The organism is Streptomyces sp. ISL-11 (genome assembly GCF_018614525.1).
GTDB lineage: Bacteria > Actinomycetota > Actinomycetes > Streptomycetales > Streptomycetaceae > Streptomyces.
Genome location: NZ_JAGGOL010000119.1, coordinates 39,589 through 46,663, shown reverse-complemented (window position 1 = coordinate 46,663; position 7,075 = coordinate 39,589). Strand labels below are relative to the sequence as shown.

The following is a 7,075-nucleotide window of genomic DNA, read 5'->3' as shown; positions in this document are numbered from 1 at the left end:
ACGGCGACCCGGCGGAGCCCCTCGCGGCCGCCGCCCGCCTCGCCGAACGGTGCGCCCACGAGCGCCCCGGCGTACGCGCCCTCACCGTCGACGCGCTGCCGTACCACGAGGCCGGCGGCTCGGCCGCCCAGGAGCTGGGCTGCTCCCTCGCCACCGGCGTCGCCTACCTCCGGGCCCTCACCGGCGCGGGCATGGACGTCGACGCGGCCTGCGCCCAGCTGGAGTTCCGCTACGCCGCCACCGCCGACCAGTTCCTGACCATCGCCACGCTCCGCGCCGCGCGACGGCTGTGGGCCCGCGTCACCGAGGTCAGCGGAGCGACCCCCGCCGCCGGCGCCCAGCGCCAGCACGCCGTGACCTCCTCGGTGATGATGTCCCGCCGGGACCCGTGGGTGAACATGCTCCGCACCACGGTCGCCTGCCTGGGCGCGGGCGTCGGCGGCGCCGACGCCGTCACCGTGCTGCCCTTCGACGACGCCCTCGGCCTGCCGGACGCCTTCGCCCGCCGCATCGCCCGCAACACCTCCTCCATCCTGCTGGAGGAGTCGCACCTGGCCCGGGTCATCGATCCGGCGGGCGGCTCCTGGTACGTGGAGCGGCTGACCGACGAGCTCGCGCACGCCGCCTGGGCGTGGTTCCAGGAGATCGAGCGGGCCGGCGGCCAGGCCGCCGCACTGCGCTCCGGGATGGTCGCCGAGCGGCTCGCCGACACCTGGCGCCGCCGCTCCGCCGCACTCGCCACCCGCCGCGAACCCATCACCGGCGTCAGCGAGTTCCCGAACCTGGGCGAGCAGCCCGTGACGCGCGAGAGCGCGCCCGCACCGGCGGGCGGCGGCCTGCCCCGGGTCCGCCGCGACGAGGCGTACGAGGCCCTGCGCGCCCGTTCCGACGCGCACCTGGCCGCCACCGGCACCCGCCCGCGCGTCTTCCTCGCCGCGCTCGGCCCCGCCGCCGCCCACACCGGCCGCGCGACCTTCGCCGCCAACCTCTTCCAGGCCGGCGGCATCGAGCCCGTGCACGACCCGGCGACCGTCGACGCGGCCTCGGTGGCCGAGGCGTTCACCCGCAGCGGCGCCGGCGTGGCCTGCGTCGTCTCCAGCGACAAGCTCTACGCCGAACAGGCCGAGGCCGTCGCGACCGCCCTCAAGGAAGCGGGAGCACGGCAGATCTTCCTCGCCGGCCGGCCGGACGGCGAGCAGCGCGAAGCGTACCTACGGGCGGGAGTCGACGCGTTCGTCTTCGCGGGCGGCGACGCGGTCGCCGTCCTCTCCTCCGTCCTCGACCGCATGGGAGTGGCGTGATGGTCCCCGACTTCACCGGCATCGAACTCGGCCCGCCGGCCGGTGCCCCGGCCGACTCCGGACCCTGGCGCTCCGCCCTGAAGGAGACCACCGGCAAGAGCGCCGAGGACCTCCTGTGGGAGACCCCCGAGGGCATCGCCGTCAAGCCCCTCTACACCGCGGACGACCTGCACGGCCTGGACTTCCTCGCGACCTACCCGGGCGTCGCGCCCTACCTGCGCGGCCCCTACCCGACGATGTACGTCAACCAGCCCTGGACCATCCGGCAGTACGCCGGGTTCTCCACCGCCGAGGAGTCCAACGCCTTCTACCGCCGCAACCTGGCGGCCGGTCAGAAGGGCCTGTCCGTCGCCTTCGACCTGCCCACCCACCGCGGCTACGACAGCGACCACCCGCGCGTCACCGGCGACGTGGGCATGGCCGGCGTCGCCATCGACTCCATCTACGACATGCGCCAGCTCTTCGACGGCATCCCGCTGGACAAGATGAGCGTGTCGATGACGATGAACGGGGCCGTACTGCCCGTACTCGCCCTCTACATCGTCGCCGCCGAGGAACAGGGCGTACCGCCCGAGAAGCTGGCCGGGACCATCCAGAACGACATCCTCAAGGAGTTCATGGTCCGCAACACCTACATCTATCCGCCGACGCCGTCGATGCGGATCATCTCGGACATCTTCTCGTACACCTCGCGGAAGATGCCGCGCTACAACTCCATCTCCATCTCGGGCTACCACATCCAGGAAGCCGGCGCGACGGCCGACCTGGAGCTGGCCTACACCCTCGCCGACGGGGTGGAGTACCTCAAGGCGGGCATCGAGGCCGGGCTCGACGTCGACGCCTTCGCCCCGCGCCTGTCCTTCTTCTGGGCGATCGGCATGAACTTCTTCATGGAGATCGCCAAGCTGCGCGCGGCCCGCCTGCTGTGGGCCAGGCTCGTCAAGCGCTTCGACCCGCAGAACGCCAAGTCCCTGTCGCTGCGCACCCATTCACAGACCTCCGGCTGGTCCCTGACCGCGCAGGACGTCTTCAACAACGTGGCCCGTACGTGCGTGGAGGCCATGGCCGCGACCCAGGGCCACACCCAGTCGCTGCACACCAACGCCCTCGACGAGGCACTCGCCCTGCCCACCGACTTCTCCGCGCGCATCGCCCGCAACACCCAGCTGCTCCTCCAGCAGGAGTCCGGCACCTGCCGGGTCATCGACCCCTGGGGCGGCAGCGCGTACGTCGAGAAGCTCACCCACGACCTCGCGCGCCGCGCCTGGCAGCACATCGAGGAGGTCGAGGCCGCCGGCGGCATGGCCAAGGCCATCGACGCGGGCATCCCCAAGCTCCGCGTCGAGGAGGCCGCGGCCCGCACCCAGGCCCGCATCGACTCCGGGCGGCAGCCGGTCATCGGCGTCAACAAGTACCGCGTCGACAGCGACGAGCAGATCGACGTGCTCAAGGTCGACAACTCCTCCGTGCGCACCCAGCAGATCGAGAAGCTGCGCCGGCTGCGCGCCGAGCGCGACGAGGCCGCCTGCCAGGACGCGCTGCGCGCCCTCACCGCCGCCGCCGCGAGCGGCCCCGGCGCCGGCCTGGAGGGCAACCTCCTGGCCCTCGCGGTGAACGCCGCCCGCGCCATGGCGACCGTGGGCGAGATCTCGGACGCCCTGGAGAAGGTGTACGGGCGGCACGCCGGACAGATCCGTACGATCTCCGGTGTGTATCGCGAGGAGGCCGGACCGTCGTCCGGAGTGGAGCGCACCCGCGCGCTGGTCGAGGCGTTCGAGCGGGAGGACGGCCGGCGGCCGCGCATCCTGGTTGCCAAGATGGGCCAGGACGGCCACGACCGCGGCCAGAAGGTGATCGCCACCGCCTTCGCCGACCTCGGCTTCGACGTCGACGTCGGCCCGCTGTTCCAGACGCCCGAGGAGGTCGCCCGGCAGGCCGTGGAGGCCGACGTGCACATCGTCGGCGTCTCCTCGCTCGCCGCCGGCCACCTCACGCTCATGCCGGCCCTGCGCGAACAGCTGGCCGAGCAGGGTCGGGAGGACATCATGGTCGTCGTCGGCGGAGTCATCCCGCCGCAGGACGTCCAGACCCTCCTGGACATGGGCGCCGCCGCCGTCTTCCCGCCCGGCACCGTCATCCCGGACGCGGCACACGACCTGCTGAAGACCCTCGCCGGGGTCCTCGGCCACGAGCTGTGAGCCCATGGCCCGGACGATAGACGTGGACGCCTACGTCAAGGGCGTACTCGACGGCAGGCGGGCGACGGTCGCCCGGGCGATCACTCTCGTGGAATCGACCCGGGCCGACCACCGCGAGCACGCCCAGCGGATGCTCACCGAGCTGCTGCCGCACACCGGCGGCGCCCGGCGGATCGGCATCACGGGCGTGCCCGGCGTAGGCAAGTCCACCTTCATCGACGCCCTCGGCACCATGCTCACCGGCCTCGGGCACAAGGTGGCGGTGCTCGCCGTCGACCCGTCCTCCAGCCGGACCGGCGGCAGCATCCTCGGCGACAAGACCCGTATGGAGCGGCTCGCCGTCGACCCCGCGGCCTTCGTGCGGCCCTCGCCCACCGCCGGCACGCTCGGCGGCGTGGCCCGGGCCACCCGCGAGACCATCGTGGTCATGGAGGCCGCCGGCTACGACGTGGTGCTGGTCGAGACCGTCGGCGTGGGCCAGTCGGAGACCACCGTCGCCAACATGGTCGACACCTTCCTCATGCTCACCCTGGCCCGCACCGGCGACCAGCTCCAGGGCATCAAGAAGGGCGTCCTGGAACTCGCCGACATCGTCGCCGTCAACAAGGCCGACGGCCCGCACGAACGCGACGCCAAGGCCGCCGCCCGTGAACTCGCGGGTGCGCTGCGTCTGATGCACTCGCCGGACGACGCCTGGAACCCGCCCGTCCTCACCTGCAGCGCCCGGGAGAACACGGGCCTGGACACCCTGTGGGAACGCCTGGAGCAGCACCGCCGCGTCCTGGACGCGACGGGCCGGCTGGCCGCCGGGCGCCGGGAGCAGCAGGTCGAGTGGGTATGGAGCATGGTCCGCGAGCAGCTCCTCACCGAGCTGCGGGACCACCCCGAGGTGCGCCGGCTCGGCCCGGACCTCGAACACGAGGTGCGCGAGGGATCGGTCCCGGCGAGCGTGGCCGCGGAGCGGCTGCTGGCGGCGTTCCGTACGCCGCGGGACCGGCCGTAGGGCGCGCGGTGACGGACACCCGCGACGGTCGTGCGGTCTGCCGCGTCCGGCGCCGGGAGGACAGCGACCTGGGCGCGTGTGTCCGGGCGCTCGCCGCGGTCCACGAGCGCGACGGCTATCCGGTCGACTGGCCGGCCCGGCCGGACGTCTGGCTGTCCCCGCCCTCCTCGCTGACGGCGTGGGTGGCCGAACTGGACGGCCGGTCCGTCGGTCACATCGGGCTGTGCCGGGCCGGTGCGGGGGATGTCGCGCCCGGGCTGTGGAGCGATCGTGAGGGAGTGGGCCGCGGGACGACAGCGGTGATCAGCCGGCTGTTCGTCGCTCCGGACGGCCGGGGCCGGGGGATCGGCGCGTCGCTGATGGCGGAGGCCGTACGGGAGGCGCGGTGTCGCGGCCTGCACCCGGTGCTCGACGTCGTGGCCACCGACACCGCGGCCGCGGCCCTGTACGAACGCCTGGGGTGGGAATTGCTGGGCACGGCCGAGCAGCGGTGGGGTCCGGGCCGGACCGTGACCCTCCGTTGTTACGCGGCGGCGTTCGCCGGCCCCGGCGACCCGACCGAAAGCGGCTGAGCTCAGCCGAATCAAGCCCGTTGGGGGCACCCCCAGCGGTAGCTGGGGGAGTTTGAGGACGCGCCCGCAAGCCGGCCCGCAGCCGCAGGCGGCAAAGCCGGCCCGCAGCCGCAGGCGGCAAAGCCGGCCCGCAGCCGCAGGCGGCAAAGCCGGCCCGCAGCCGCAGGCGGCAAAGCCGGCCCGCAGCCGCAGGCGGCAAAGCCGGCCCGCAGCCGAAGATCCGCCGGACAGGCTAGGCCAGCCCCAATTCCTGGTCGCCCAGCGGGACGAAGTGCCGTGCGACGTCCGCCTCCGACACCTCTTCGAGGGTGGCGGGCGACCAACGGGGCCTGCGGTCCTTGTCGACGACCTGGGCGCGGATGCCCTCGACCAGATCGGCGCCGCTCAGCGCCGCGCAGGAGACCCGGTACTCCTGGTCCAGCACCTCGCCCAGCGAGCGGAGCCCCCGTGCCCGGCGCACCGCGGCGAGCGTCACCTTCAGCGCGGTCGGCGACTTGGCCGTGATCGCCTCGGCGGCCTCCTTCGCCTCCGGGAGACCCGCGTCGGTCAGCCGGGCGAGGATCTCCTCGACGGTGCCCGCCGCGTAGCACCGGTCGATCCAGGCCCGCTGTGCGGCGAGTTCACCGTCCGGGGCGGGCGCCGCGAAGGCTCGTACGGCCTCGTCGGCGTCCGTGCCGGCGAGGGCGTGGGCGAACTCCGGCAGCCGGTCCGCCGGTACGAAGTGGTCGGCGAAGCCGCTCCGCACGGCGTCGCCGGCGCCCAGCCGGGCGGTGGTCAGGGCCAGGTGCGTGCCCAGTTCGCCGGGCGCCCGCGACAGCAGGTACGTGCCGCCGACGTCGGGCACGAAGCCGATGGCCGTCTCCGGCATGGCGATCGCCGACCGCTCGGTGACCACCCGTACGCCGCCGTGCGCCGAGATCCCGACGCCGCCGCCCATCACCAGGCCGTCCATGAGGGCCACGTACGGCTTGGGGTAGCCGGCGATCCGGGCGTTGAGCCGGTACTCGTCCCGCCAGAAGTCCCTGGACGCCGCTCCGCCGAGGCGCGCGTCGTCGTGGATGGCGCGGATGTCCCCGCCGGCGCACAGGCCGCGGTCACCGGCGCCGTCGATCACCACGGTGGTCACGGCGTCGTCGTGCTCCCACGCGGTGAGCGCGGCGTCGACGCGGCGCACCATGGCGTGGGTGAGGGCGTTGATGGCCCGGGGGCGGTTCAGGGTGATGCGGCCGGCGCGGCCGTCCCGGCGTACGAGTACGTCATCGGTGCTGGTCATCGTGCGCTCCCCGTGCTGCCCGGTCCGTCGCGGTGGCGTGATCGACGCCGTGGCCACAGTAACGAGCGGGAGCACCCCCGCCGCGGCCGGGTCAGCCGGGCCGGTTGACCCAGTGGACGCTGGTGTAGCGGGCGCCGAAGTCGGGGCGCACCTCGACGTCCACCCGCTCCGTGGCGGATCCCTTCGGCACGTCGAAGGCGAACGCGGCCTCCGCGGACGAGCCGGGCGCCAGGGAGCCGGTGAACGGGTTGCCGACGCCACGGGCGCTGTCGAAGACCTGCTCCAGCCGGGGCCCCTGCGGCCCCGCCTTCGCCGTCACCAGTGCCCCGGCCCGGTCGAAGGTCTCCTTCGTGCCGTTGAACAGCGTGACGGTGAAGGTGACGGGGGCGTTGCCCGCCTTGTGGCCGAGGGAGGTGTCACTGGGGGTGAAGGGCTTCGGCCTGGTCACCTTCACCCGCAGCCCGGTGTCGTAGGCGTAGGTGTCCTCGAAGCGCACCACGTGTGAGCCCTGCGCCGAGGACCGCGCGCTCGACGGCGAGACCGTCAGCCCGCCGCCGGCCCGCCCGTCCGTGTCACCGCACCCGGTCAGGAGCACGGCGGCCACGGCGAGCGCGGCCGCCGGAACGGCGGTGCCGCCCCTGTCGTGCCGTCGGGTGCCCATGCCCACAGGGTGCGCCCGGCGGCACGGACACGCTCGGGGAGTGGGCCCATCGGGGGAACATCGGCCC

Annotated in this window: 6 protein-coding genes; 4 read left to right on the top strand and 2 right to left on the bottom strand. The window is 73.8% G+C overall.

Features of this window, described 5'->3' with window-relative positions; genetic code table 11:
• The 4 genes from J7E86_RS22925 to J7E86_RS22910 all read left to right on the top strand — a co-directional run.
• The coding region (locus J7E86_RS22925) for a methylmalonyl-CoA mutase family protein (RefSeq protein WP_215083677.1) at positions 1-1,301 on the top strand (1,301 nt) is incomplete at its 5' end.
• Positions 1,301-3,499 carry a methylmalonyl-CoA mutase gene (gene scpA / locus J7E86_RS22920; protein WP_215083675.1) on the top strand — a complete coding sequence of 733 codons (2,199 nt, stop codon included), beginning with the start codon at positions 1,301-1,303 and terminating at the stop codon, positions 3,497-3,499. The genes J7E86_RS22925 and scpA, both read left to right, overlap by 1 nt.
• Positions 3,500-3,503: 4 nt before the next feature.
• A complete protein-coding gene (meaB, locus tag J7E86_RS22915; protein WP_215083674.1) occupies positions 3,504-4,502 on the top strand; it encodes a methylmalonyl Co-A mutase-associated GTPase MeaB in 999 nt (332 codons plus the stop codon).
• Positions 4,503-4,510: 8 nt separating this feature from the next.
• Complete coding sequence (locus J7E86_RS22910; protein ID WP_215083672.1) at positions 4,511-5,074, top strand: GNAT family N-acetyltransferase; 564 nt, start codon at positions 4,511-4,513, stop codon at positions 5,072-5,074.
• Between the two features lie 232 nt (positions 5,075-5,306).
• Here J7E86_RS22910 and J7E86_RS22905 read toward each other — a convergent pair whose 3' ends face one another.
• Entirely contained in the window at positions 5,307-6,347 is a 1,041-nt protein-coding gene (locus tag J7E86_RS22905) for an enoyl-CoA hydratase/isomerase family protein (protein WP_215083670.1), read from the bottom strand.
• Between the two features lie 91 nt (positions 6,348-6,438).
• Positions 6,439-7,008: a DUF4352 domain-containing protein gene (locus tag J7E86_RS22900; RefSeq protein WP_215083662.1), complete on the bottom strand. Its 570-nt coding sequence runs from the start codon at positions 7,006-7,008 to the stop codon at positions 6,439-6,441.
• Between the last annotated feature and the right edge of the window lie 67 nt (positions 7,009-7,075).